This is a genomic window from Xanthomonas sp. WHRI 7065 (genome assembly GCF_040203115.2).
GTDB classification, from domain to species: domain Bacteria; phylum Pseudomonadota; class Gammaproteobacteria; order Xanthomonadales; family Xanthomonadaceae; genus Xanthomonas; species Xanthomonas arboricola.
In genome coordinates, this window is sequence record NZ_CP168194.1 from 2,512,440 (window position 1) to 2,538,433 (window position 25,994).

Annotated in this window: 11 protein-coding genes; 10 read left to right on the forward strand and 1 reads right to left on the reverse strand. The window is 67.5% G+C overall.

Going from position 1 to position 25,994, the window contains the following annotated elements:
• The first annotated feature begins 252 nt into the window (after positions 1–252).
• Positions 253–1,416, forward strand: a complete 1,164-nt coding sequence (locus tag ABQY64_RS10710) for a glycosyltransferase family 9 protein (RefSeq protein WP_146098056.1) — start codon at positions 253–255, stop codon at positions 1,414–1,416.
• Between the two features lie 174 nt (positions 1,417–1,590).
• The gene (locus ABQY64_RS10715; protein WP_180968757.1) at positions 1,591–2,457 is read left to right on the forward strand and encodes an aspartyl/asparaginyl beta-hydroxylase domain-containing protein; all 867 of its coding nucleotides are present in this window, start codon (positions 1,591–1,593) and stop codon (positions 2,455–2,457) included.
• Between the two features lie 16 nt (positions 2,458–2,473).
• Here the strand turns inward: ABQY64_RS10715 and ABQY64_RS10720 are convergent, their stop codons facing one another.
• Positions 2,474–3,475: an LLM class flavin-dependent oxidoreductase gene (locus ABQY64_RS10720; protein WP_181098613.1), complete on the reverse strand. Its 1,002-nt coding sequence runs from the start codon at positions 3,473–3,475 to the stop codon at positions 2,474–2,476.
• Between the two features lie 342 nt (positions 3,476–3,817).
• On the opposite strand from ABQY64_RS10720, the gene ABQY64_RS10725 reads away from it, so the two are divergent.
• From ABQY64_RS10725 to ABQY64_RS10760, 8 genes are all read left to right on the forward strand, one after another.
• Positions 3,818–5,104 carry a glycosyltransferase family 4 protein gene (locus ABQY64_RS10725; RefSeq protein WP_181098612.1) on the forward strand — a complete coding sequence of 429 codons (1,287 nt, stop codon included), beginning with the start codon at positions 3,818–3,820 and terminating at the stop codon, positions 5,102–5,104.
• A 146-nt stretch (positions 5,105–5,250) separates the two neighbouring features.
• Positions 5,251–5,841, forward strand: coding sequence for an ankyrin repeat domain-containing protein (locus ABQY64_RS10730; RefSeq protein ID WP_102252151.1), 591 nt, complete (start codon positions 5,251–5,253; stop codon positions 5,839–5,841).
• Positions 5,834–13,957, forward strand: a complete 8,124-nt coding sequence (locus ABQY64_RS10735; RefSeq protein ID WP_349780767.1) for an amino acid adenylation domain-containing protein — start codon at positions 5,834–5,836, stop codon at positions 13,955–13,957. The genes ABQY64_RS10730 and ABQY64_RS10735 overlap by 8 nt, the downstream gene beginning before the upstream one ends.
• A 36-nt stretch (positions 13,958–13,993) precedes the next feature.
• Positions 13,994–15,745 (forward strand): condensation domain-containing protein, encoded by a 1,752-nt coding sequence (locus ABQY64_RS10740; protein ID WP_349780768.1) that lies wholly within the window; start codon positions 13,994–13,996, stop codon positions 15,743–15,745.
• Positions 15,742–16,776, forward strand: coding sequence for a TauD/TfdA family dioxygenase (locus ABQY64_RS10745; RefSeq protein ID WP_102252148.1), 1,035 nt, complete (start codon positions 15,742–15,744; stop codon positions 16,774–16,776). The genes ABQY64_RS10740 and ABQY64_RS10745 overlap by 4 nt, the downstream gene beginning before the upstream one ends.
• Positions 16,773–18,485, forward strand: a complete 1,713-nt coding sequence (locus tag ABQY64_RS10750; RefSeq protein ID WP_104576181.1) for a hypothetical protein — start codon at positions 16,773–16,775, stop codon at positions 18,483–18,485. Before ABQY64_RS10745 ends, ABQY64_RS10750 begins: the two co-directional genes overlap by 4 nt.
• Before the next feature lie 201 nt (positions 18,486–18,686).
• Positions 18,687–19,601, forward strand: coding sequence for a methyltransferase domain-containing protein (locus ABQY64_RS10755; RefSeq protein ID WP_104576180.1), 915 nt, complete (start codon positions 18,687–18,689; stop codon positions 19,599–19,601).
• Positions 19,602–19,659: 58 nt separating this feature from the next.
• Positions 19,660–25,992 carry an amino acid adenylation domain-containing protein gene (locus ABQY64_RS10760; RefSeq protein ID WP_349780769.1) on the forward strand — a complete coding sequence of 2,111 codons (6,333 nt, stop codon included), beginning with the start codon at positions 19,660–19,662 and terminating at the stop codon, positions 25,990–25,992.
• Positions 25,993–25,994: the final 2 nt, after the last annotated feature.

Below are 25,994 nucleotides of genomic sequence, written 5' to 3' on the forward strand. Positions count from 1 at the left end.
AAGCATGGCCAGCTGCCGTACGGCGGGTCCGGGCGCACGAGCGCGGACTCGCGGTGACGCCGAAGACTGCTCGGGCTTGAACGACGCGTCGAGATGGCTTGATCCGCATTCCAGGGCCCAACAGTGAGCGAGCGATGGACAGCTGCGATCGATGCTTTGGCCTGGCGCACGATACGTGCGGCCGCCATCGGCCATGCCAGGGCGACTGAAGCAATCGCCGGTGCGCGCGAGCGGCGTTCGCGGCCGGACCAGGTGCGCAAGATCTGTTTGTTCGCGGCCATCGCCAACCGCGACAACCCGCATGTGCCCGGGCTCGGCGACCTGATCAGCAAGAACCTGTTCCTCAAGCTGCTCCGTCAAGCCTATCCAAACGCGCGGCTGTATTGCGTGGCCGGCCCCAACCTGCTTCGGCGCTATCGCGATTTCATGCTCAAGCACGGCTACATCGACGAAGTGGTCGAGTGCCCGGAACCGGGCGCGCGCGCGCCGCGACGCTGGATCGCGCTGATCCGCACGTTGCGCAGGCAGCGCTTCGACCTCTGCGTGATCGATCCCAGCAGCACCGGGTTGCGCGCGATCCAGGCCTATCTGAGCGGCATCCGCGAACGCGTCGGCGTGCCGCTGGACCCGGTCGAAGCTGTCTTCGTCAACAGGACGGTCGCGCTGGATTTCGCCCAGGCCGGGCGCTTTCCGGATCTGCTCGACAGCACGCGCGCCTTCGCCGAAGCGGCCGGCGTCGATATCGGATTGCACGTGCCGGGGCCGGGGCGATGTTTCCCCTACGTCGCCGACGAGGCGCACGAGCAACGGCGCGGCTTGCGCATCGCCGTGCACATCGGCGGCGACGCGCATTGGAACCGGCGCTGGCCGCTGACGCACTACCGCGAGCTATGCGCACGGCTGTGCCGCATCGACGGCGCCGGCGTGGTGCTGGTGGGCGGTGCGAGCGAGGCGGCCGAGATCGCATCGCTACGTGCCGCGGTGATCGCTGCTGATCCCGCCGCCGACATCCACGACGCGAGCGGCGGCAGCCTCAACCATATGGCCGCGCAGCTCGACCGCGCCGATCTGTTCGTCGGCAACGACTCCGCGCCCATGCATATCGCCGCTGCGCTGGGCAAGCCGGTCGTGGTGCCATGCGGGCCGATCGGCCCGGAGCTGTGGCAAAGAATGTATGCCGCGCGCGTAGTGCGTGGCGAGCACGCCTGCAGCCGGCCGTCGGCGTTCTCGCTGCAGCGGCATGGGCAGCGGCAGTTCTCGTGCGCCGAGTTCCACTGCCCCTACGCCTACGATCCGCGCGATCCGACATATCCGCGATGCCTGTCGGACACCGGCGTGCAGCAGGTGTTCGATGCGGTGCTGGACAGCGTCGCGGCGCGATGCGGCGCCAATGCGTCCGCGGCTTCGCGGTGCTGAGCGACGGAGGCCGCCGCGACAGCCGCCGGATGTGACGCGCTTTGTTTTTGCACGGGGGCAGGTCACAATCGGACCATGGGGTCGGTCCGGCGTCCACGGAAGCGATCCGGGGAATTCAGCGCAGGAGGCCAACCGATGACAACAAATTCCAACAATCTGCGCCGGCTGTACGCAGTGCTGATCGACAGCCTGGTGACCGCGGGCAGGGTCGCCGAAGCCGGGCAGTGTGCCGATCTGGCCGTGCGCCAAGGCGTCTGGAAGCACGCATTCCAGCGACCGCTGCACTACATCGACTATCTGCCGCCAGTAGTGTCCTACGATCCGGGCAAGTTCTGGATCGCCGGCTACCTGCAGCGCCACTACGCGGAAATCCTCGCCGAATTCGAGCGCGTCTCCACTGCCGACGGCGCCGCATTCAAACCGGTCGAGGAACCGCTCGTCGACCGCGGCGGCTGGGATCAGGTGATCTTCTACGAAGGCCGGCGCCGGTTCCAGCAGGTCGAGGAATTGTTCCCGGCGACCTCGGCGATCCTCGACCGCATCCCGCACGAACACCGCTGCGCGGGCGTGATCATGCTGTCGTGGCTGCAACCCGGAACGCATATCGCCCGCCACTGTGGATACACGAACGGCCGCCTGCGCATCCACATGGGGATCAAGACGCCCGCGGGCGCGAAGATGCGGGTGAACCAGTCCACGCTGACCTGGCAGCCGGGCGAGTGCCTGGTCTTCGACGATTCGATCGAACACGAAGTCTGGAACGACAGCGACGAGCCACGCGTGGTGATGCTCTACGACATCTTCCATCCCGCGCTCGCCGAAGCCGACCGGATCGAGCTTATGGGTGGCGAGTACGCGCAGGATCAGGTGCGCCGTTCGATGAAGGAGCGTGGATTCCGACGCCTGTCGCTGAAGAGCAACGGCGAAGTGCAGGTGGATCTGGACCGTTTCACCGATCTCACCGTGAGGCGCTACCTGACCGATAGCGGCATCAGCACGATCGAACTCGGCGCTGACGGCGAACTGCAGATCCAGCGCTGATGCGCGGCCCGGACATTCAGCCGTCGAGCAGCCGCGCGGCTCTTGCGAATGCGGCGGCGGTATTTGCGTATTCGCACTCGTCGAGCGGGATGTCGAGCACGAACGTGTGTACGCCGGCGCGGATCAGCGACGCCAACAGTTCCGCGGTGCGTTCGTGGCCTCCGACGAAGAACGGGCAGTCGGCCTGGAACGTCTTGAACGGCAGCATCCAGAATTCCGGCGACGCGTCGGTTTCCTGCGCCGCCGCCAGTTGCAGCCGGCGCTTCCACTGCGAATCGGTGTTGTTCATGGACTGCTGCTGCACGAACCGTCCGAGTTCGTCGTCCGGAAAGCGCGCGCGCGCCGCGACCCATGCCGACGCCTCGTCTTCGCGCGTGACGATGCCGAAGTGGATCGCCTGGCCGGTGATCGCGCCGTCGGCAAGCGCGGGCCCGAGCATCTGCAGGCCGATCGCGTCGATCCGGCTGGCCACGCGTGCAGCCGCATCTGAGTGTCCGGCGACGTAGTAGTGCGGCCGCAGGGCCTCATCCAGCGCCGGCAGCAACTGCAGGCCATCGACCGTGTAGTAGCGGCCGTCCACGGTCAGCGGCATCCCCTGCAGCAAACCATCGACGATCGATGCGTACTCGAGCAGGCGATCATAGCGTTCGTCGTGGTTCGCGCCGTCGCCGAGTGCTGCCAGATGGCTGAGCGAGGTGCCGGTCACCAGGTTCAGGCGGACTCGCCTGCGGAACATCAGGCCGAACGAGCTGATCATGCGCGCCACGGTGAACGGATGCATGTAGACCGGATTGACCGCCACCAGCGGCTGCAGGTGAGCGCTGCCGGCGGCCACGGCCTGTGCGATCAGCCAGGGCTCGACCGCGATCTCGTTGCCGGTGAGGATGAGGATGCCGGAGCAGCCGTGGCGATCGCTGAGCCGGATCGTCTCCAGCGAGTTCCGCCAGAACAGCTCGCCGTTGCCGGCACGGGAAATCAGCGACAGCAGTTCGATACGTCGGCCGCGGTACTCGAACATCCGGATATCCTCCGTCGACGGACAATTCCCATGCCCGGGGGGCGTCTTCCTTGTCGCTCGGCCACGCCCAGGCAAGGAAAACCAGGCCTGTCGCGCGCCGGCACGACGCGCCGGCGACGATACCACCGAACCCGGCCGTGCCGAGTGCGTTGCGGCCACGGCGCGAGCGGGCCGTTGCATTTGCGCCGCAATCGTACAGAATCGGCCACGCGCAGCTTCGTTCCTCCTGGCGGCGATCCGGTGCGAACGCATCGCTCCGGTTGGCGCAGTTCGTTGGGGCAGGGATGCTCGAAACTCCGCAACGCCGATAACCTTGATCGCGCACCAGGGGCTGACGTCGTGATGCATATCCTGATTCTCGCTTACGAGTTTCCACCCGTGACGTTCGGTGGCGCGGGCACGTATCTGGCGCAGTTGGCGCAGGGGCTGGAGTCGGCGGACCTGCGCCTGACCATCGTCGTCGGCGGCGGCGACAGACGCGATTCGATCATCGAAGCGAACCGGCAGGTCCACTTCCTGCGCCCGGCGGTCGACGAACTCTCGCTGGGATTCGAGTACTTCGGCCTGCTGTCCGACACGACCGCGGACGAGGTGGTTCGCCGGTGCGAAAGCGAATGGGGGATTCCCGACCTCATCCATTGCAACAACTGGTTCACCTACCGCTCCGGCGAGCGGCTGCGCGACTGCTGGGGCGTGCCGATCGTTGCCACGGTGCATTCGCTGGAGCATTTGTTCACGCCGCGCTGGGGCTGCGACACCCTGGCCTACATCGCCGAACTGGAGCGCGACATGTGCAGCCGCAGCGATCTGCTGATCGCGGTGAGCGCCTCTGTCGAAGACGACGTGCGCACGGTCTGCGCCGATGCAAAGATCGCGGTGATCCACAACGGTGCGCAGCCGCTGCCGCAACCCGATGCCGCCGCCATTGCAGAGGTCGCGGCCATGCTGGCGCCGGCCGGCGGCGATGAAGTCGGCACCGGCAAGCGCAAGATCGTCGCGTTCGCCGGGCGGCTGGTGCCGCAGAAGGGGCTGCGCTATCTGTTGCGCGCGTTCCAGCTGATCGGCACCGAGCGCGAGGACATCGTCTTGGTCGTCGCCGGCGACGGCACCGACCTCCACCCCCATGCCCTGCGCTACGTCGCCGAGCGCGATCCGGTGCTCGCCACATCGACGCGCTTCATCGGCAAGTTGAGCAGGCCGCAATTGCACGCGCTGTATGAGCGTTCGGCGGTGGCGGTGGTGCCGTCGCTGTATGAACCGTTCGGCTATGCGGCGATCGAAGCGATGGCAGCGGGTGTTCCGGTCGTCTGCAGCCGCATGGGCGGCCTGGCCGAAATTATCGAACACGACCGCAGCGGCGCCCTAGTCGACGTGTCGTTCGATGCATGCGGGTTTGCGCGGATCGATCCCCGCGTGCTCGCCGACGCCATCGTGGAACTGGTCGACGACCAGGAGCGGGCGATGCGCTACCGCGAGAGCGGACGCACGCGCGCCGCCGAGTTCAGCGGTGCGAGGATGGCGGAACATACGTTGCGTGCGTACCGTAGCGCAGCACAGCAAACGGCGGAATCGGTCCAGGCGAGGCGGCAACAGAATGCAGCTGTCGTTGCGTCGTCCGATGCCCGTTAAAGCGCGGGGCGGCACGGCGTTTGCCGCAAAATTATGATAAGAGTGGCCGTGGCGTAACGACGATGGGCGACCGCTGCCGCAGCAGGTAGCGCCAGTCGTGGGTCGCCTCGATCGCATCGAAGCACCGGCTCACATAGGGAGGAGGGATGGCGACGGAAGAGCTGCTTGAAAGCATCCGGGCGGGCAACCCGGCGGAGGTGGAGGTGGCGCTTGCGAAGGGTCCTGCACTGAACGCGCAAGACGAGCACGGCTGGACCGCGCTGTGCTGGGCCGCTGGCGGCGGCAATGCCGAGATCGTGCGCACGCTGCTCGCGCGCGGCGCGGATATCGGGCTGTGCGGCCAGGACCAGCGCACGCCGTACCTCATTGCGCTGGCAGCGGGACATCGCGATGCGGCGCAATTGCTGGCGCAGGCACAACAGCATCTTTGCTCCGGCGCCAGCCAGCCCGCCGATGGAGCAGAGCACCAACGCCCCTATTGCCGCGCCTATCCGCTCGCTGCATTGCAACAATTCGCGCAGTGGCCACACCACCGTGAACGCGCTCCAATGCCGGCACAGGATACGGACGCGATCGTGTTCCTGCACCGCGACTTCAGCGTGACCGGCTCGATCTGGGCGGGCGAAAGCGTGATCTTCGACGAGGTGAGCGACGAATGGCGCGCGTTCTGCCGGCAGCAGCTCGCATTTTCCCCGCCCACCGACCTGGATCTGCTGGACCCGGCGCAGGATGGCTGATTTTCCGGCCCACGCGGTGCGCACGCTGGTCGATCTGTTCCGGTGGCGGGCGGAGCGCGATGGCGACCGGCCGGCGTTCAAGTTTCTCGAACGCGGAGAGGTGCAGCAAGCCCTGACCTGGCGGCAGCTGGACGAGCAGGCGCGGCGGACCGCGGCGTTGCTGCAATCGCACGGCGTGCGTCCTGGCGATCGGGTGCCGATCTCCTATCCGTCGGGCCTGGACTATATCGTCGCCATCGCCGGCGTGCTGTACGCCGGAGCGATCGCGCTGCCGCTGCCGCAAGGCAACGCGCGCAGGCTCGCGTTCCGGCTTGGCCAGGTGGTCGCCGACAGCCGCGCGCGTTGCGTCATCGCGCCGGGCGATATGCGCCAAGGCTTCGTTGAAGCGGCCGAGCAGCGCCTGGCCGATGCGCGCTGGCTGGACCTGGGCGAACGCCATGCGATCGACGCCGCGGCCTGGCGCGCGCTCAAGATCGATGCCGAAGACACCGCCGTGCTGCAATACACGTCCGGATCGATTGGCGACCCGAAAGCCTGCGTGGTCAGCCATCGCAACGTGCTGTGCAACGAAGAGACGATCCGCGTCGCCTTCGGCCACGACCACGACACCGTGGTGGTCGGCTGGCTGCCGTTCTATCACGACATGGGTTTGTTCGGGAACATTCTGCAATCGGTATACGTGGGGTGCCCGTGCATCCTGTTTTCGTCCACCGAATTCTTCCGCGAACCGCTGCGCTGGATGGAGGCGATCACGCGTTTCGGCGGTACCACCAGCGGCGGGCCGAGCTTTGCTTACGAAATGTGCGCCAGGCGCGCAGCGCCCGAGGAGGTCGCGCAGTGGGACCTGCGCAGCTGGCGACTTGCGTTCAACGGCGCCGAGCCGATCCAGGCCGAAACCCTGTCGCGCTTCGCGCGCGCATTCGCACCGAGCGGCTTCCGGCCGCAGGCCATGTACCCCTGCTATGGCATGGCCGAGGCGACGCTGTTCGTCACCGGTGCCGAGCTGGATCGCGAGCCGACCCTGTTGCCGGTGGACGCGCTGGCGTTGCAGCTGGACCGGATCGCGTCGCCGGCGCACCCGGCCCAGGCGCAGACGCTGGTCAGCTGCGGCAAGCCTGGCACCGGTGTATCGGTGGCGATCGTCGATCCGCAACGGCGGGTGGCGCTGGCCGACGGCAGGATCGGCGAAATCTGGGTGCATGGTCCCGGAGTGGTTGCCGGATACTTCGAAAAGCCGCAGGCGAGCGAGGAGACGTTCCGTGCCCGGCTCCAACACGACCTGCAGCGCGACTACCTGCGCACGGGCGATCTGGGCTGCCTGATCGACGGCGAGCTGTACGTGACCGGGCGGTTGAAAGACCTGATCATCCTGCGCGGCAGGAACTATCACCCGCACGATATCGAGCGGGTCGCCGAGCGCGCGCACGCGTCGATCCGCGCGGGCAGCAGTGCGGCCTTCGCGGTGGCCGATGTGGACGGCGAGCGGTTGGTGCTGGTCTGCGAAATCGAGCATCGCACCGGCTTCGAGCCCCAGGCAGCCGCCGACACGGTCCGCGCGGCGATCGCCGAGCACCTGGACGTGGGCGTGCACACCGTGGTGTTCGTACGCGCTGGCCAGGTGCCGAAAACCACCAGCGGCAAGATCCGCCGCCAGGCGTGCCGGCAATTGTTTCTCGACGATGCGCTGGTGCGGCTGGAGCCGCGCAAGGCCGTGCGCAGCGAACCGGAAGCCGACGAACCCGCGTCGGTGCTCGCGCAACAGGTTCTCGCCGCGGCCGCCGGGCTGCTCGGCCGTCCGGCAGCGGATCTGCCGCGCCACCGTTCGCTGCCGGCGCTCGGCATGGATTCGCTGATGATGGCGCGCCTGGCGCTGCTGCTGGAGGCGCAGCAGTTGATGGTTCCGCTGGCGCTGCTGCACGAAGTGGGTGGCCTGGACGAACTGATCGCGTATTGCCAGGCGCATCCGCACGATCCGCGCGCGCGGCGGCCGTCGTCACCTGCGCCTGCGCGCGCGCCGTTGAGCCATGGCCAGCGCAGCCTGTGGCTGCACGCCCAGCTTTTCCCCGCATCGCGGGCCTATCACCTAGCCTGGACGGCACGCCTTACCGGTGCGCTCGATGTCGACCGACTCGCGGCCGCCTTCCTCCAATTGCAGCGCACGCATGAGGCCTTGCGCATGCGGGTGGAGGTGGTCGCCGGCGAACCCTGGCAGCATTGGGACTCGCCGCCGGCGCAACTGATCCAGGTGGATGCGCGCCACTGCAGCGACGTGCAGCTGATGCAGCAACTGGCGGCACGCGCCGACACGGGTTTCGAGTTGCAGTCCGCGGCGCCGATCGAAGCGGTGCTGTACGCACGCTCCGATCGCGAGCACGTGCTGCTGCTGCGCGCCCACCATATCGCCGTGGACCTGGGCTCGTTGCCGATCCTGATGCACGCCTGGCAGGCCGCCTGCGGCGACGCCGTGCACCCACACCGATCGCGAACGCATGCCGGCGACGACGTGCAGCGCGAGATCGACTACCTGGCCAGCGCCGATGCGCACGAAGACACCGAGTACTGGCGCGACCGCCTGCACGGCTACCTGGCCCTGCCGGCGGCATTGCCTGGACGGCGCAAACGCGCGCTTGACCGCCGCCAGGGCGCGGCGACGGGCTGGCCGGTTGCGCCGGCCGTCGTCGAGGGCTTCGGGCGACTGGGCCGTGATCTCGGCTGCACCGCGTTCGATCTGCACCTGGCCGTGTACGCGGCCATGCTCGCGCATTGGACCGGGCGCACCGAGGTGGTGGTCGGGGTGCCGTTCGACCTGCGCGAGGGCGACGGTTCGTCCGACGCGATCGGTTACTGCGTGAACCTGCTGCCCATCGTCGTGGAAGTGAATCGCACGCAATCCTTCCGCGCATTCGCGGCGCGGGTGCGGAAGGCGGTGCTGGCGGCGCGCAAGCACGCGCGCCTGCCGTTGGACGCGATGGCGCAGCGCCTGGGCGCCGCGCGCGAACCGGGACAGGTGCCGTTCGTCGACGCGGTGTTCGTCTGGCGCACGCTCGGCGCCGCCGCACAGGCGTGGCATGCGCCGGGCCGCCTGGACGCGCGCCTGGCCGGCGCCGCGGTCGAGGTCATGGCACTCGATGAGCGCGGCGCGCAATTCGATTTCAGCATGGTCGTGACCGAAACCGGAACCGGAACCGGGCTGTCGGCCAAGCTCGTCTACGACCCGCAGGTGCTCGACGGCGAGAACATCGACCGTGCTGCAGAGCGCTTGCAGGCGCAATATCGCGCGGTCGCCGACGACGCGGACACGCCACTGTCGGCCTTGGCTCTGCTGGGCGCGGACGAGCGGCAACTGCTGCTGACCGCTTTCGACGGGCCTCGCCGAACGTATCCAGCGCAGGCGACGTTGCTGTCGCTGTTGCTCGAACAGGCCGCGCGCACGCCTGCGGCAGTGGCGCTGTGCGGCACGATGGGAGGCCCGGTCTGCGGGGACGCGCGGCCGCAGTGGACTTACGCGCAGCTGCACGCGATCGCGTCGCGGGTTGCGGCGCGATTGCGCCAGCGCGGATACGGCGGGCGCGATGCGCTTGTCGGCGTGGCCATCGACCGTTCGGCCGCGATGGTGGTGGCGATCCTGGCCGCGATCCATGCTGGCGCGGCCTATCTGCCGTTGGATCCGGACGAGCCGGACGATCACCTGAGGCAACTGCTGCAAGCCAGCGGTTGCGGGGTGGTGCTGTCGACCGCGGCGCACCGGAGCCGTGCGGCGTTCGCCGATGTCGAGTTCGTCGACATCGGTGTGGCCGGAGCCGCGGCCGCGCAACCGCTGTCTGCCGACATCGGCTGCCGGCCCGACGATCTGGCCTATGTGATCCACACCTCGGGATCGACCGGCCAGCCGAAGGGCGTGATGATCGAACACCGCGCCATCGTCAACCGCCTGCTGTGGATGGCCGAAACCTTCGAACTCGACGCGCGGCAGGTGTTCCTGCACAAGACGCCGGTGACCTTCGACGTGTCGGTGTGGGAGCTGTTCCTGCCGCTGCTGCTGGGCGCCAGGCTGGTTTTGCTCGCGACCGGCGGAGAACGCGATCCGCCGGTGCTGATCGAGCACATGCGCCGCTTCGACGTCAGCATCGCCCACTTCGTGCCGTCGATGCTGCTGGCACTGCTCGCACATCTGCCCGCGCAGACCCGCCTGCCGGCGTGGTCGCGCTGCATTTGCAGTGGCGAGGCACTGGAACCGCACTTGCGCGACCGTTTCGTCGACGCGTTCGGCGATACCGCGCTGATCAATCTCTACGGTCCGACCGAAGCCGCGGTCGACGTGACCTGGCATGTCGTCGGACGCGACGAGGCCGACATACCGATCGGCCGCGCTGCCGCCAACGTGAGGCTGCGGATCCTCGACGCGGACGAGCGGCCGGTTCCCATCGGCACGCCGGGAGAACTGTGCATCTGCGGCACGCAGGTCGCGCGCGGCTATCTGAATCGGCCCGAGGCCACGGCGCGTGCGTTCGGCGTCGATCCCGTGGACGGCGTCTCTCCGCTGTACCGCACCGGCGATTTCGCCCGCTGGCGCGGTGACGGCAGCGTGGAATACCTGGGCCGGCGCGACAGCCAGATCAAGATTCGTGGCCGGCGGGTCGAGCTGGGTGAGATCGAGCAGGCGTTGTGTGCCTGTCCCGGCGTGCTCGGCGCCGCGGTCGCCACCCGCAGCGACGCCCATGGCGATCTGGAGCTGGTGGCATTCCTGCTGGGCGAGACCTTGCCACCACTGGAGGCAGTGTTGGCGTTTCTCAGGCAGCGTCTGCCGCGGCCATTGATTCCCTCGGCGTTCGCGCGCGTGGACGTGCTGCCGTTGACCCGCAGCGGCAAACTCGACCGCGGCCGGTTGCCGTTTCAGGCACTGCAACGGCCGCGCGCGGGGTTCGAACCGCCGCGCACACCTCAGGAACACGCGCTGTGCCGGATATGGGCCGCCGAACTCGCGGTAGCCCCGGTCGGTGTGGACGACAATTTCTTCGACCTGGGCGGCGATTCCATCCGTGCATTGCGCATCGTTGCCGCGGGTGCCAGGGAGCAGTTGAATTTCACCGTGGCCGACCTGTTCGCCCGTCCGCGCGTACGTGCCCTGGCCGAGCGGCTGCAGGCTTCGGTGGCGGCCGCCATACCCGCGCCGCAGCCGTTCGAATTGATCCCGGCGCAGTGGCGCGACCGCCTGCCGGCCGACGTCGAGGACGCGTATCCGTTGTCGTACGTGCAACGCTCACTGGTGTACCTGTCCGAAACCAGTCCGGTCTACGAAATCTACGTAACCAGCCTGCGCATGAAGGGGCGCTGCGATCCGCAGCGGCTGGCGGAGTGCATGCGCCACGCAGCGCAGCGCCATCCATTCCTCCGGGTCAGCTTTGACCTGGTCGCGTTCGCAGAAGGCGTGCAGCGCGTGCACCGGGACGTCGAAGTGCCGTTCCAGGTGCTGGACCGGCGCGACGTGCCGGCAACGGCGCAGGCGCGTGAGCTGCACGAGTGGATGCTGGCCGAGCGCAAACGGCGGTTCGACTGGAACAGCGCACCGATGCTGCGCTTTACCGTGCACCGCTGGTCCGAACACGAGTTCCAGTTCAGCCTGAGCGACGCCGCATTCGATGGCTGGTGCGTGGCGTCGCTGATCACCGAGGTGCTGGAGGAGTACGCGGCGCTGTGCGAAGGCAGGCCCTTGCAGCGGACCGCGCCGGTCACGCGCTACGCCGACTTCATTGCCCTGGAGCGCGCCGCGGTCGCCGACGACGGCACGCGCGCGTTCTGGCACGACAAGGCGCGCCGCTTCGGCGCCGGTGCGCTACGCCGGCCGGAGCGCACGCCCTTGCAGGGCCAGCACCTGCAAGGGCGCGTCAGCGTCGCATTCGCGGCCGAGGTGCACGATGCCGCGGTGGGCCTGGCGCGCGCGCTTTCGGTTCCGCTCAAGAGCGTATTGCTCGCCACGCACATGCGCGTGCTGTCGGCGTTGTGCGGCCGCCGCGTCGTCAGCGGGTTGGAGGTCAACGGCCGGCCCGAGGGTGAGGACGGCGACCGCGTGATCGGTGTGTTCAACAATACGGTCGTGTTGTGCCTGGAACTGCAGGATGCCTCCTGGAGCGCATTGATCCGCGATTGCTGGCGCGCCGAGCAGGAACTGCAACCGTATCGCCGCTATCCCTACCATCAGCTGCGAAAGGACTTCGGCCAGACGCCGTTCGACGCGGTGTTCGTGTACACCGACTTCCACGTCTACCAGCGCATCGTCGGTGCCGAGACGTTCCAGGTGCTGTCCGCGTCGGCTTCGGACCAGACGTTCTTCGCGCTGACCGCGCATTTCAACCGCGACGTGCTTTCGGGCAGCTTGCAATTGCTGCTGGACTTCGATCCGGGCCAGTGGTCGGAGGCCAGCGTGCGCGCACTCGCCCAGGCGTATCGCGACAATCTCGCGGCGATGCTCGCCGATCCCGCGGCGGCGCATGCCGGCCGTGCCGTCGCATCGTCGGTGCCGGTGCCGGCCGTATCCGGCCCCCGCCAGCACTGCCTGCCCGAGCTGATCGGTGCGCAGGCACGCCGCCACCCCGACCGGGTCGCGATCGTCTGCGGCGACACCCATGTCAGCTATGCCGCGTTGTGGCGGGATGCGGAACAGATCGCGCTGGCCTTGCGCGAGCGCGGCCTCGGGCCGGAAGCGCTGGTCGGGGTGGACCTGCAGCGTTCGGTCGACCTGATCGCCGCGTTGCTGGGCATCTGGTTGTGCGGCGCCGCGTTCGTGCCGCTCAATCCGGGCGAACCGTTCGAACGCCGCGAGCGCATCGCGCGCGACAGCTTGGTTGCGCTGGTGCTGACCGATCACGCGCACGCGCTGGCCTGGCCGGTGCCGGCATGCACGCTGCCGTCGTTGCGCGGGTCGGCCCGGCGATATCGCCGCGTGCGGTCCCCGGCGGATCCGCGCAACGTCGCATATGCGATCTACACCTCCGGTTCGACCGGCGCGCCAAAAGGCGTGCTGATCCAGCACGATTCGCTGGCCAACTACGTCGCCTGGGCCGTCGCCCATTACGGCCTGGACGGCGGCGACGTGCCGGTGCATACCGCGACGTCGTTCGACCTGACCATCACCAGCCAAATCGCGCCGTTGACTGTCGGCGCGACCCTGCGCCTGATGGCCGATGCCGACGGCGTGGCCGAACTGGCCACGGAGTTGATGCACGGGCCGGGCGCGGCGTTGATCAAATTGACGCCCTCGCACCTGGATTACCTGGCGCGTGCCACCCAGGCCGACGGCATCGCTCATCCGCCGGAGCGGCTGGTCGTGGGCGGCGAAGCCTTGCGCGCGCAATCGCTGCACGCATGGCGTCGCCACGGCACCCGGATTTTCAACGAGTACGGTCCGACCGAAGCCACGGTCGGATGCTGCGTGCACGAGATCGGCCAGGACGATCCCGAGCACGGCAGCGTCGCGATCGGCGCGCCGATCGCGACGACACGCCTGTACGTGCTTGATCCCTGGGGCGAGCCGCTCGCGCCGGGCCTGGTCGGCGAACTATGGATTTCCGGCACGGGCCTGGCGCGCGGCTATCACGGCGCGCCGGCCGCGACCGCCGACCGGTTCCGGCCCGATCCGTTCGCAGCCGGCGCGCGCGCGTATAGGAGCGGCGACCTTGCGTTCGTGAACGACGCCGGCTTGTTCGAATACGTCGGCCGCAGCGACCGTCAGCTCAAGATCCGCGGCTTCCGCATCGAGCCGTCAGAGATCGAAGCGGCGCTGTTATCGCATCCGCAGCTGGTTTCAGCCGCCGTGGTCGCGCGCCGCACCGCGGCGGGCACCATGGCGCTGGCCGCCCATGTCGTCGCCCGCAACGGCCAGAAGCCGCAACCGCAAGCGCTGCGCACGTACCTGGCCGCGCGATTGTCCGAACCGATGCTGCCGGCGACGATCGCCGTCGTCGACGCGTTGCCGCTGACCCGCAACGGCAAGATCGACTACCCGCAACTGGCCGCCGCCGCGCCTGACGAGCGCGAACGCCTGCGCGAACTGTTGCAACGCATCGAATCCGCGAGCGCCGAGGAAATCGCGCTGTTGCTGAGCGACTCGGACCCGTAGCGCGGGCCCATTGGGACAGGGTGAGAAATGGACGAATTGAAACAACGTATCGCGAATCTGTCGGCCGAACGCCGAGAGGCGTTGCGGCGGCTTGCACCCGAGCAGTACGCCGCCCTTGTCGCGGCGGACCACGCCGGTCAGGCGCTGGAACAGCAGCTCAAGGACATCTGGAGCGACGTGCTCGGCATCGCGGTCGCGCGCGATGACAATTACTTCGAACTCGGCGGCGACTCGGTGCTCAGCGTGTCGATCGTCGCCAAGGCCAGGGCAGGGGGGCTGCCACTGTCGTCGACGCTGTTGTTCCGTCATCCGACCGTTGCCGGACTGGCCCAGGCGCTGAAACAGGTGCCGGCGGAACACTCCGGCGAACCGGCGATCGAACCCACGGCAGCGACGGCCGCTGTGCTGGCCGCGCCGCTGACGCCGTTGCAGCTGGGCATGGTGTTCCATTCCCAACACGACGCGGGCCAGGCTGCTTATGTCAGCCAGCTGTCATGCGCGCTGTCGGGCCCGCTCGATCGCGACCGCGTCGAACAGGCATGGAAGCAGCTGGCGCAGCGGCACGCCGTGCTGCAGGCGGCGGTGGATCTGGACGATCCGCTGCACCCCAGGCTGCGCCGCTACCGCGATGCGATGCCGTCGATCGAATACCGCATGCTGGAGGGGGCGACGGCCGAGGCGGCGCAGCGATCGTTGCAGGCGTTCCTGGAGCAGGATCTGGCACGCGAGTTCGATCTGGCGCGCGCGCCGTTGATGCGCGTGACCTTGCTGGAGACCGAACACGGCCAGCACCGCTGCGTGTGGACGCATCATCACTTGCTATTGGACGGCTGGTCGCAGTTGATCGTGCTGCAGGAATTCCAGTCGCTGTACCTCGGCGACGTGTTGCCGTCGGTAACGACGTCGTTCCTGGACTACGCCAACTGGCTGGCCCGCCGCGAGACCGACGCTGCGGCCGCGTTCTGGAAAACCTACCTGCGCGGCGCCGCTCCGCTTTCGCTGGCGCACACCGCCACGGCCGCGACGGCGAAGCAGGCGCGCATCGCAGTGCGCCTGGCCGCCGCCGACATCGCCGTGCCGGCGTTGGCGAAGCGTCTGCGCGTGACCCCGGCGGTATTGCTGGAGGCAGCCTGGGCGCTGGCATTGGGCCAGATCGCGGCCACCGCGGAGGTCAGCTTCGGACTGACCGCGAGCGTGCGTCCGGCGGAACTTCCCGACAGCGAACGCATCGTCGGCCTGTGCATCAACACCTTGCCCATGCGCATCGCCATCGCCCACGACGGCACGGTGGCCGCGTGGCTGGCGGGCGTCCAGTCGGCGCAACACGCATGGCTCGAGCATGCCCACGCCGCGCTGCCCGAGGTGTTGCGTTGGACCCAGGCCGGCAAGGACCTGTTCGACAGCCTGCTGGTGTTCGAGAACCTGCCGCGGCAACTTGCCGCGCAGAGCGGTGCGGTGTTTCGCGAAATCGCGGACGTGGTCTCGACCGTGCGTGAACATTATCCGCTGGTGCTGGTGGTCACTCCGGGCGAGGACTTCCTGGCCGAGCTCAAGTACCTGCCGGCGGCGATCGGTGACGAGCAGGCGCAAACAGTCATGGCCTTGTTCGAATGCGCCCTGCACGCACTGCATCAGGAAACGCACATGCCGGCGCTCGCCGCGCGGCTCAGGGCGGCAGCGCACGCGCGCATGCAGACGCTGCGCGAACAGCGCGCCGCCGACGACCGGCGCCTGCTGCTGGGCGCGCGACGCGCGCCGGTGCGTCTAGATACTGACGCGGCGTCATGAGCGAGCTGCCGCGATTGCCGGCGAAGCGGCGCCTGGTCGTGCACAGCACGCAGGATCTGGTCGCGTTGCAGTTGCCCACCGCCGGCAGCCTCGATATTCCGCTGATCTCGCCCACCACCGACCGCGTCGACCTGGCCGCATGGTGCGCCGACAACCGTGAGCGCCTGAACGAACTGCGGCGCCGTCATGGCGCGATCGCGCTGCGTGGATTCCGCGTCGGCGACGCCGACGGCCTGCGCCGGCTGGTACTGGCGATGGGCGACGAGCCAATGGCCTACCTCGAACGTTCCAGCCCGCGCATGCGGGTCGGCGAGGACGTCTACACCTCGACCGAGTACGCCGCATCGCAGGCCATCCGCATGCATTGCGAAAACTCCTACGCTAGCCATTGGCCGCGGCACATCGCCTTCTACTGCCGGACCCCGGCCGACGCCGGCGGCGCCACGCCGATCGCCGACTGCCGCCGCGTGCTCGCGGCGCTGGACCCGGCGATCGTCGCCGAGTTCCGTGCGCGCGGCGTGCGCTACATACGCAACTTCCATCCCGAGCTCGGCCTGTCCTGGCGCGAGGTGTTCGCGGTGGATACGCGCGAGCAGGCGGAGGCACGCTGCCGCGCGACCCAGAGCGGATTCGAATGGTCGCACGACGGCGTGTTGCGGACATGGCGCAACGCGCCGGCGGTGGTCCTGCATCCGCACACGCGCGAGCCGACCTGGTTCAACCATGCAGCGTTCTTTCATGTGTCGTCGTTGCCGCAGGAGATCGCGAGCGGCCTACTGCAGCGCCATGAATACCTGGCGCTGCCCAACCACACCTACTACGGCGACGGTGGCGTCATCGACGACGCCACCGTCGCCGCGATCAACCGCGCCTACGACGACAACGCGCTGGGCTTCGACTGGCGGCGCGAGGACGTTGTGCTGCTCGACAACATGCTCTACTCGCACGGACGCGCGCGCTACAGCGGTCCGCGCAGCGTGTTGGTCAGCATGAGCGATCGCATCGCGGCCTCGGCGGTGGAGCCGGGATGAGCGACGCCATAGCGTGGGCCGGGAGCGACGGCAGGCGGCACCTAGCGATCGTCGGCGGCGGCCAGGCCGCGAAGTGGTTGCTATTCGGCCTGGCCGAGCGCCTTGCCCGCGGCGAGCGGAGCCTGTCGCAGCTGCGGATCAGCGTGTTCGAGCGCGGCTGGGAATTCGGCACCGGCTTCGCCTGGAGCCGCCACAACACGCTCGCCGAGCACGAAACCAGCCTGGCCGCGCCGATCAGCCGGGTTGCGTTTGGCGACGACCAGCGGCGCCAGTTCCAGGACACGGTGTCGTTGCTGCGCGAGCACGGACTGATCGTGGACCTGCGCCGGGGGATCGAGATCGCGTCCATTCAGCGCGAAAACGGGGCGCTGCACCTGTCGATCGCCGGCGGCGACAGCGTTCGCGCCGATGCCGTGGTGCTGGCGAGCGGCCACTGGCAGCCGCGCGATCCGCTGGAAGGCGCTCCCGGCTATCACGTCAGTCCCTGGCCTGCGGCCAAGTTGCAGGAAGACGTCTGCGGACGCTGGCTGCGCGAGGGCGCGCGCGCGTCCAAACGGGTACTGGTGCTGGGCACGTATCTCAACGCGCTGGACGCGGTGATCAGCCTTTCGCACCGGGTCGGCCGCTTCATCGAGGAGGCGGACGGCGGATTGCGCTTCGAGGGGCCGCGACAATTCAGCATCGTCATGGGATCGCGTCGTGGCAGTCTTCCGCGGGTGTGGGGACGTGCGCCGTCGCTACGGCCCGCGCGCGTGCTGACCGCGGCCGCGCTGGAGTCGTTGCGCGGCGCAGCAAACGCGGAGGGATTCGTCCCGCTCGACGCGTGCATCGAACTGCTCGAACAGGAAATCGCGCTTGAACAAGGCCAGCGACCGTCGTTGCGCTTGCTCCGTGTGGCCGCAGGACCCGGGCGGAAACGGTGCGCCGCAGACACGACCATCGGTTTGCGTCATCGGCTGGCGTCGGACCTGCGCGCTGCGTTCGCACCTGAATCGGGCTCACGCCGCTACGCCGACACGCTGCGGGTGCCATGGCAAGTCGCGCTGTTCTCGACGTTGCCGGTGCTCAGCGAGTATTCGCACGCGCTGTGCGCTGAGGATGAGTTCGACTTCGATCAACGCCTGCGCACGCGCTTGTTTCACCACGCGATGCCGATGACGCTGCACAGCGCACGCAAGCTTCAGGCACTGATGGCGTCGGGGCATCTGCAGGTGATGGCACTCGGGCCGCACTATGCTTGTGTTCCGAATCTGCAAGGGGTAGTGTTGACCAGTCCCGCGCTGGAAGCGCTTCGAGAAATACAGGAGTTCACCGATGTCGTGAGGGCCTACGCGGGCTCGGGCGATATACGACACCATCCGACATCTCTTGTTCAAGGCGCCCTGCGCTCTGGGATCCTGCAACCCGCGGCTAGATATTTTCGCAATCCGGATCACGCCGACACCATCGCAGTACGCAAAGGGGCTTCGGCCTTGATCGAGCGCCGCCGTGGACCCGCTCTCGTCGTCGGAGGCGTGGATGTGAATCCCGGCACGCGTGAAGTCATTGGGGCCGATTCCGAGTTCGCCACCGCTGACCAGCCGTTGTTGTTCGCGATGGGGCCGTTGCTGATCGGCCAGTTCCTCGACGCGCACAGCATCGGCCAGTTGATTCGCGACAGTGGCCGAATTCTCGACACATTGACGTCCACGCAAAAGCGGACGAAGTAGTAGGCACCATCGGAAATGTTTGGATGTCGCTGCGCCGATCGAACACAGGCGGCAGCAAAACGATGTGATCGAACGTGATGATGTAAGCGGGCTTGGCCGCCTTCCAGCAGGACCACCATCCGATGGTCCGCCGGCCACGCAAAGCGTTAGGGCGACGAATTAGGAAGTGCTCCTCTCTGATTTGCAACCGGAGGTTGTGGCATGTTTCGACACGCCGGCGATGCCGACGCGAGACAGCAGACGTCAGGGTTCCAGCCGACCGCCGCGGGCACCGTGCGCGATCTGCGGGAGCGTACCAATTTAGCCGAGGCCATCTCCTTCTTCGCCTCGCGCCAGGAAGCGCAGACATTTGCCGCCACCGCCCTTGCACACGCGCTCCCCGTCCTGCCGCAGGCAGTTCGCTACGTCGACTACGGCGGCGGCCAGGGCGTGCTCGCCGATGCGATGCGCAACGCGCTGTCGGCTGCCGGGCGGGAATGCGACGTCGCCGTGGTGGATTCCAACCTGCGCTACCTGCAGGATGCGCGTGCGCTGAATCTCGATACCCGGCTCGCCAACATCGAAGAATGCCCGTTGCACGACGCCGATCTGGCGTCCATGCGCCTGGTCAACCATTACTGCGGATACAACCAGCAGGCCGCGATCCTGCGCAGTATCCACGCCGGCCTGCGCCCAGGCGGCGTGTTCGTGTCCCAGATCGAGACCGGCAGCGACGCGATCTGCCGCTTGCAGACCAGGATAAGCAACGCCTTGTCGCAGGAAGGCTGCAGCGGCTACTACTGGCCGACATTGGATGAATACGTCGAACTCGCACAGGCGGCCGGCTTCGTCGGGATCGACGTTATCGGCGAAAGCGCGCCGGTTGAATCGACCATCAACGAAGGCCTGGCCGCGGCATGGCGGCGGTTCAACGGCCGCGAACTGCAGGCGCTGGTGGCCGACGACAGCGCCGAACAGATGCAGCAACTGCTCGCCCGGCGAGCGCTTTTTTTCAAGATGTGCCACGGCCTGATCGCCGAAGAACTGGACGCCGCGACCTCCGACGCCTCAGCAGGGCCCGCATTGAGCAAGTTCAAGCTTCGCTACCCGGTGCTGTACTGCCGGCGCTCAGAATAATCGTTGCCCGTTCGCGGGCGGCAGAACCGATCCGACGCTGACTGAAGACCAATTTCCCATGTCAAACATCACAATCCAAGGATTCACCTGCTCGCCGCAGCAGAGCCTGTTGTGGTCATCCCTGCGGCGTCCAGACGCCAAGGCGTATGTGCAAGGGGTCGTACGCATCGCCGGTTACGACGAGGGCCGGGTCCAGGCGGCGTTCGCGCAACTGGAACGACGCCACGAGTCGCTGCGCACGCGCTTCGCCTTGTTGCCGGGCATGCGCGATCCGTTGCAGGTGATCGTCGAGGACGGCGGTGCCTGGAGCGACGGTGCCGACCTGCGCGATCATGCCGACGCCGCTGCACGGCTGCAGGAGCTGTGTCGTGAAGAGGCCGGCAAACCATTCGATTTCGAACACGGGCCGCTGCTGCGCGCCGCCTGTGTGCGCAGCGGTGAAGATGCCCTGACGCTGGTTGTGACCGCCTCGCCGCTGGTGGTCGATCGCGGTTCGATCGTACGGATCGCCGGCGAGCTCGCCACGATTCTGGCCGGCACCGCGGACGCCGGCGAGGACGGTTACCAGTACGCCGACTACGCCAGTTGGCGCAACAGTCTGCTCGAATCCGAAGAGCACGCCGCGGCGCGGTCGTTCTGGGAAGCCGCGGCTGCCTACCAGGCATCACACGGCGGCGACCAGGCGCCGGTCGACACCGGGCAGGTCAGCGTCGCGTTCGATGCCTCCGTGGCCCAGCGCCTGGCAGGCATCGCGCAGACCTCAGGCGCGTCGCTGAGCGAGGCGTTGCTGTGCGCGTGGCTGACCTATTGCGGACGGCTCGACGGTGCCAGCTCCGCGCGCGTGGAATCCAGCTTCGACGGCCGTACCCATGCCGAGCTGGAGCGCGCGATCGGCCCCTTCGAACAGCGGCTTCCGGTCGATCTGGAATGGCGCGACAGCGACGTGTTCGGCGAAACATTGCGCAAGCTCATGGGTGTCGTCGACGGCATCCGCGCCCATCAGGATTACGCCGGACCCGACGTCGGCGCTGGCAATGCCTATGCGGTGCGCGGTTTCGATTTTCTCGATCTGGGCACGGGCGCCGCCGCTGGACGCGTGCAGGTTGCGCACGTGGCCCGGCAAGGCGCACCGCGCAAGCTCAGCCTGCAGGTCGAACGCTCCGCAGCGGGCGAGTACGCGTTGGTGCTGCAGTTCGACCGTGGACGTTGGTCGGTCGAGGAAGCGCAGCGCATCGCCGACGGGCTGACCGCCTATCTGGCCGACATCGCGCAACAGCCGGATCTCGCGCTCGATCGCCTGCGTATCGTCACCGAAGGCGAGAAGACCCGGCTGCTGGAGTTCTTCAACCAGACCGCGACCGTCTACCCGGGCTCGGAGCTGTTCCATCGTTTGTTCGAGCAGCAGGCGCGCGATACACCGCATAACACCGCAGTCGTATATGGCCGTGACAGCCTGAGCTACGCCGAGCTGGACGCGCGCGCCGAACGGCTGGCGCAGGCGCTGTGCGCGCAAGACGGCGTCGCCGCCGGCAAGGATCACGTCGCGGTGCTGCTGCGCCGTACTCCGGAGTTGCTGGTCGCCGTGCTCGGCGTGATGAAGGCCGGGCGCGCGTACGTGCCGCTGGATCCCGAACATCCCACGCCACGCTTCCAGGCCCTGCTCGCCGATCTGTCGTTGCCGCCGGTGATCACCGAAGCGGCGCTGGCCGAGCGGGTTCCGCCGGGCGTGGCGGTGCTGCGCATCGACCAGCTCGACGCGACCGGTTCGCAACCGCAGACACCGCCGCAAGCCGAGACCGCCAATGAGGACGGCGAACGCGTCGCCTACGTCCTGTTCACCTCCGGCTCCACCGGCCGGCCCAAGGGCGTGGCGATTCCGCACCGTGCGCTCAGCAACTACGTGAAATGGTCTGCCGCGACCTACGGCCTGGCCAGCGGGCAGGGCGCCCTGGTGCATACCTCGATCGCGTTCGACCTGACCATCACCAGCCTGTTGGCGCCGTTAACGGTCGGCCAGCGCGTGGTCCTGCTGCCCGAAGACGACGGCGTCGCCGCGCTGGCGCGCGCGCTCCAGCCAGGCAGCGATTACAGCCTGGTCAAGATCACCCCGTCCCATCTGAAGACCCTGCGCGGGCTGATGGCGCCAGGCACTCTCGACAACAGTATTCGCGTGCTGGTGATCGGCGGCGAAGCGCTGGAAGCGGCGATGCTCGAGGACATTCGCAGCCACGCGCCGACGATGCGCGTATTCAACGAGTACGGCCCGACCGAAGCGACGGTCGGCTGCAGCGCCTGGGAACTGGGGCCGGCCGATCAACACGGTGCGGTGCCGATCGGCCATCCGATCGCCAATACCGCGCTGTACGTGCTGGACCGCCACGGCCAGCCGGTCCCGATCGGCACGCCCGGCGAACTGCACGTCGGCGGCAAAGGGATTGCCATCGGATACACCGGCGCCGACCAGCTGGAAGGGTTCCGCGCCAACCCCTGGGGTCCGGGGCTGTCGTACAAGACCGGCGATTTCGTCCGCCGCCGCGAGGACGGCGCGCTGGTGTTCCTGGGCCGCGTCGACGAGGAAATCAAGGTCAACGGCGTACGCATCCAGCCGTCCGAAATCGAAGCGGCGTTGTCGCAACATCCCGCGGTGGCGGAAGCGTTCGTCGTGGCCTACACCAATGCCGGCGGCGAGCGCCGGCTGGTCGCCTATATCGTCGCGCGGCCTGGCCAGAGCGTGCATCCGCAAGCCCTGCGCGACTGGCTGGCGCAGCGGCTGCCGATCGCGATGACGCCGTCGTCGTTCATCACCGTCGCCGCGATTCCGGTCAACCGCAACGGCAAGCGCGATGCATCCGCGTTGCCGCCGCCCGAGAACGCAGTGATGACGCTGGCGCCGTACGTGGAGCCGCGCAACGAGGAAGAGCGCGTCCTGCAGAACATCTTCGCCAGGATCTTCGAATCCGAGCGCATCGGCATCGACGACAACTATTTCGTCCTCGGCGGCGATTCGCTGCGCAGCGTGCAGGTCTCGGCGCTTGCGCAGAAGATGGGGCTGATGGTCTCGGTGGCGCAGATCCATCGCAGCCCGACCATCCGCGAGCTGGCAGCGAAGGTGCGCGTGGGCGATCCGTTGCTGGAATCGGCGCCCAACACCGTGCCGTTCAGCCTGATTTCCGCGCAGGACCGTGCGGCGATGTCCGACGACATCGAGGACGCGTATCCGCTGAACCTGCTCCAGGAGGGCATGATCTATCACCGCGAGTTCGCGGCGAAATCGGCCGTCTATCACGCGATGTGCTCCTATCGCATCCGCGCGCCGTTCGACCTGGACCTCATGCGCAAGGTGATCCAGGAGCTGGTCGAGCGTCATCCGCTGTTGAGGACGTCGTTCGACCTGTCCACCTACAGCCGGCCGCTGCAGCTGATCCACAAGACATTCGAGCTGCCGTTCCGGTTCGACGACCTGCGCGGCCAGTCGCCGCAGTCCCAGGACGAGACGGTCGACCAGTGGATGGAGCAGGAGAAGCAAACCGGCTTCGACCTCGATGGCTATCCGCTGATTCGCTACCAGGTGCACCTGCTGGAAGACGGCGTATTCCAGCTCGGCTACAGCTTCCACCACGAGATCATCGATGGCTGGAGCGACGCGTTCATGGTGACCGAGCTGCTGACCCACTACCTGTCCACAGTGTTCGGCCAGCCCTACGAGGCACCGCTGCCGACCACGACCTTCCGCGAGGCCATCGCGCTGGAACAGGTGGCGTTGAAGACCGAGCGTTTCCGCGAGTTCTGGCTCAAGTACCTCGACGACGCGCAGCTGATGAACCTGCCGCGCCTGATCGGACGGCTCAAGGCAGACAAGGGCGCACGCAAGATCATCAAGTTCGAGATCCCGATTTCCCAACAGCTGTCCGATTCGGTCAAGGCATTGGCCGAGAAATTCGGCGTACCGCTGAAGACGCTGCTGCTGGCCGTGCATCTGCGGGTCATGAGCGTGTTCGGCGGCGGCAAGGACGTGCTCAGCTACACGGTCGGCAACGGCCGTCCCGAAAACAGCGAAGGCCACGGTGTGATCGGGCTGTTCGTCAACAGCCTGGCGTTCCGGCTGCCGATGCCCGGCGGCACCTGGGAGGAACTGGCCCAGTCAGTGCTCAAGCGCGAGCAGGAACTGCTGCCGTACCGGCGTTATCCGATGGCCGAGCTCAAACGCCAGGCCGGCAACGAGCCGCTGTCCGAAACGCTGTTCTTCTACAACCATTACCACGTTGCCGACGTGCTGCAGCGCTGGAGCGACGCTGAGTTGCTGGGGCTGAAGGTCTACGGCGAATCCACCTTCCCGTACTGCATCAACGCCTATCTGGCCCCGGTCACCAAACTGCTCGGAATGCGGGTCGAGTACGACAGCCTGCAATACACCGCCGAGTTGATGGAAGTGATCGGCCAATGCTACCTGAGCGTGCTCGACAGCATGGTCGCCGCGCCGAACGGGCGTTACGACGAGGATCCTTTCATCAGCGACGCCGATCTGCGCAAGCTCACCCACGACTGGAGCGCCACGCCGGAAGTGCCCACGGACTGCCAGGGTATCCATCGCCTGATCGAGGCCGTCGCGCGCGCCACCCCGGACCGCGTCGCCGTCACCCAGGGCGAGGAACATCTTTCCTATGGCGCGCTCAACCGCAAAGCCAACCAGCTCGCGCGACATTTGCGCGAGAGCGGCGTGCGCCTGGGCGATCTGGTGCCGCTGTGCCTGAACCGTTCGGTCTGGATGCCCGTGGCGATTCTCGGCGTGCTCAAGGCCGGCGCGGCCTACGTGCCGATCGATCCGAGCAATCCCAAGGATCGCATCGAGCTGGCTTTGCAGGACATCGCATCGGCAATCGTGGTGACGACCTCGGATCTGGTCGAGATCGCCGGCCTCGGCGGTGCGCGGCCGCTGCTGCTGGATCGCGAGAGCGAAGCGCTCGACGCACTGCCTGGACACAACCTGGCGCTGCCGGATATGGGCGATCGTCCTGCCTACGTGATCTACACCTCCGGCTCGACCGGCCGGCCGAAGGGTGTGCAGATTCCGCACCGTGCGTTGATCAATTCGACCCTGGCGCGGCGCGAGTTCTACCTGGAGCGCGTGGAGAACTTCCTGCTGCTGTCCTCGTATGCGTTCGACAGCTCGGTCGCCGGCATTTTCTGGACCCTGGTCGACGGCGGCAGGCTGGTGCTGCAACCCGAATCGGCCGGCGTCGACCTGACCACGGTCGAAGACGCGGTACTCGACGAACAGATCACCCACACGCTGAGCATTCCCTCGCTGTATGACGCGTTGCTGCAACAGCACCGCGATCTCGGTCCGCTGGCGCTGAAGACCGTGATCATGGCCGGCGAAGCCTGTCCGGCCGAGTTGTATGAATGCCACAGCCGCACGCTGCCGAAGGTGGCGTTCTTCAACGAGTACGGGCCGACCGAAGCCACGGTATGGTCGACGGTGTCGCGTGGCGAGGCCACGCCGCTGTGCCCGTCGGTGCTTATCGGCAAACCCGTTCCGGGCACGCAGGTGCTGGTACTGGACGCATTCGGCTTCCCCGTGCCGGTCGGTGTCGCCGGCGAACTGCATATCGCCGGAACCGGACTCGCCGACGGCTACGTGCAAGGCCAGGCGCTGACCGCCGAGCGTTTCGTGCCCAATCCGTACGCCGCCACGCCCGGCGGGCGCATGTACCGCAGCGGCGATCTGGTGCGCTGGATGGCCGACGGCCGCCTCGACTTCCTCGGCCGCATGGACGGCCAAGTCAAGATCAACGGGTTCCGGGTCGAGACAAGCGAAATCGAATCGGTACTCGGCAAGCATCCCGACGTGCATCGCGCGGTCGTGCAGGTGCGTTCGGAAAAGGACGGAGCCAAGCGGCTGGTGGCCTACATCCTCGCCGACACCCGGGACGAGCCGGCGCTCATCAACGAACTCAGCCAGTTGGCCCGCGACAAGCTGCCGAAGTACATGCTGCCTGCGCAATACGTGCGCCTGGAAACCCTGCCGACCACGGTCAGCGGCAAGCTCGACCTCAAGTCGCTGCCCGAACCGCCGAAGGAGCGCGTCGGCAACGTCGAGATCAGACTGCCGCGCACCACCACCGAAGAGGTTCTGGCGGGCATCTGGTCCGAGGTGCTCGGCGTGCCGGTGGTCGGTATCGATCAGCATTTCTACGAACTGGGAGGAGAGTCCTTGCGCGCGATGCGCATCATGGCCCGCATGCGTAGCGCGTTCAAAGTGCAACTTCCGATCAACTTGCTGATGACCGACGACCTCAACGTCGAACGCGTCGCCGAAGTGATCGAAGCCACCCTGTGGAGCCAGGCGCAGCAGCGGAGCGCATCGGATCACGTTGTCGGCAGCGTCTAGCG